General features: G+C 75.0%; 3 protein-coding genes. 2 read left to right on the plus strand and 1 reads right to left on the minus strand.

What is annotated here, in order from left to right:
* A partial coding sequence (locus tag E1300_RS49075) for an ATP-binding cassette domain-containing protein (protein WP_131764097.1) occupies nucleotides 1-389 on the plus strand: 389 nt, incomplete at its 5' end.
* 192 nt (nucleotides 390-581) lie between these two features.
* Here E1300_RS49075 and E1300_RS53675 read toward each other — a convergent pair.
* The gene (locus tag E1300_RS53675) at nucleotides 582-1,727 is read right to left on the minus strand and encodes an FAD-dependent oxidoreductase (RefSeq protein ID WP_131764098.1); all 1,146 of its coding nucleotides are present in this window, start codon (nucleotides 1,725-1,727) and stop codon (nucleotides 582-584) included.
* 14 nt (nucleotides 1,728-1,741) lie between these two features.
* On the opposite strand from E1300_RS53675, the gene E1300_RS49085 reads away from it, so the two are divergent.
* The coding region (locus E1300_RS49085; protein ID WP_131764099.1) for a TetR/AcrR family transcriptional regulator at nucleotides 1,742-2,300 on the plus strand (559 nt) is incomplete at its 3' end.

Here is a 2,300-nt window from a genome sequence, read left to right on the forward strand (position 1 = left end):
CCGGCCGCGCGGCCGCCGCGCTCGCGCAGGTCGGCCTGCCGCCCGACGCCGCCCGCCGGTACCCCCGCGACTTCTCCGGCGGGCAGCGCCAGCGCATCGCGATCGCGCGGGCCCTCGTCCCGCGCCCCGAGCTGGTCATCTGCGACGAGCCGACCAGCGCGCTCGACCTGTCCGTCCAGGCGCAGATCCTCAACCTGCTCCTCGACCTCCAGCGCGACCTCGGCCTGGCCTACCTGTTCATCTCCCACGACATCGACGTCGTCCGCCACATGGCCCACGACGCCGCCGTCCTCCTCCAGGGCCGCGTCGTCGAGCAGGGACCCGTCGACAAGGTCACCGGCAGTCCAGCCCACCACTACACACGCGCGCTCCTGGCGAGCCGCCCGTGAGACCGCGCCCGCCTTCACCGATCGCGTCGGCACACGGTGCCCCCATGTCCGGGCAGCCCGACATCAACCGGCCACCTGCACGTGCCGAGACGCTCGTTCGGCTCAGCGCGCAGCACCTTAAGCGCGGCTGGACCAGGCTCGCTTCACCTGACGGAACCAGTGGATCGAGAGACGGTCTCGCGGCCCGGAATGTCAGTCCTGCTGTTGGTAGGAGGCGAACTGGGCGGCGAGGCGGGTGACGGGGTCGGGGCCGAACATCAAGTCGAGGTTGGCGGCCGACTCGGCGGCCGCCGGCTCGGCGCGGCGGAAGAGCGCCCGCTCGTAGCCGGCCAGGGCGGCCTCGGTGTCGCCCGGGTGGTCGGCGATGGCCCGGCCGAGCTCGGCGCCGTCGAGCATGGCGAGGTTGGCGCCCTCGCCGGCGAAGGGCGACATCAGGTGCGCGGCGTCGCCGAGCAGCGTCACGCCGGGGACGCGGTCCCAGCGGTGCCCGGTGGGCAGAGCGTGGATGCGGCGCGGCACCAGGGCGCCGTCGGCGTCGGCGATGAGGGCGCGGAAGCGCGCGTCCCAGCCGGTGAAGCAGGCCAGCAGCGCGGTCTTGGCCGCGGGGGTGTCGGTGAAGTCGATGCCGTCCAGCCAGTTCTCGCCGGTGCGCTGGGCGGTGTAGACGTGCAGGCTGCCGTCGGTCTCGCGGTGCGCGAGGAAGCCGCGCTCGCCGTCGAGGGCGATGAAGGAGCCGCCGCCGATGAGGGCGGCGCTGCCGGGGTGGCGGCTGTCGGCGTCGCGCAGGTCGAGTTCGACGAAGGAGATGCCGGTGTAGGACGGTGCGGCGGCGGACAGCAGCGGCCGGATCCGGGACCAGGCGCCGTCGGCGCCGACCAGCAGGTCGGCGGTGACGGCGCCTCCGCCGGCGAAGGTCACCTCGTGGCGGCCGCCGTCCAGGCGGCGCGCACCGGTGACCTTGGCGTTCCAGCGGATCGTGCCCTCGGGGAGGGCGTCCAGGAGCAGGTCGCGCAGTTGCCCGCGGTCGACCTCCGGGCGCCCGCCGGTGCCGTCGTCCCGCTCGTCCATGACGACGGTGCCGTCCGGCGCCAGCAGGCGCATCGCCTCGCCGCCCGGGTGGACGATCGCGCGGAACGGCTCGTCCAGGCCGGCGGCGCGCAGCGCGAGCTGCCCGGAGTCCTCGTGGATGTCGAGCATGCCGCCCTGGGTGCGGACGTGCGGGCCGGGCTCCAGGTCGAACACGGCCGCCTCGATACCGCGGGTGTGCAGGACGCGGGCCAGGGTCAGACCGCCCAGGCCGGCGCCGATGATCGCGATGGGGTGGTGCGGAGCGGCCATGGCGGTGCGGGGCCATGACCGAGGCCGCCATGGGACGCCGGGACCGCAAGAAGGCCCGCACCAGGCGGGCGATCGCCGATGCCGCGCTGGAGCTCTTCCTCGCGCGCGGCTTCGACCAGGTGACGGTCAAGGACGTCGCCGAGGCCGCCGACGTGTCGATCAGCGGGCTGTTCAAGCACTTCCCGACCAAGGAGTCCCTCGTCTTCGACGAGGAGGAGGACGTCCAGGCCGGTCTGGTGTCCGCGGTCCGCGACCGTCCGGAGGGAACGCCCGTCCTGGAGGCCCTGCGGGGCTGGCTGGACCGCGGCCGCGACCTGGCCGCCGATCCGCGCAAGGCCGCTTTCCTCGACCTGATCGCCGACACCCCGGCGCTGAGCGACCACGCCCGCCGCATGTGGCTCCGCAACGAGGCGGAGCTCGCCAAGGCGCTACGCGAGGCGGGGCCGGACGTCCCCGGCGCCGACATCGCCGCCAGGGCCGTGGCCCGGTTCGCGCTGGACCGTCCGCGGCCCTGGCGCCGCCCGGACCCCGGCGGCGAGCTCGACGCCGCCTTCGCGCTGCTCGGCGACGGCT

The organism is Actinomadura fibrosa (genome assembly GCF_900659615.1).
In the GTDB taxonomy this organism is placed as follows: Bacteria; Actinomycetota; Actinomycetes; order Streptosporangiales; family Streptosporangiaceae; genus Spirillospora; species Spirillospora fibrosa.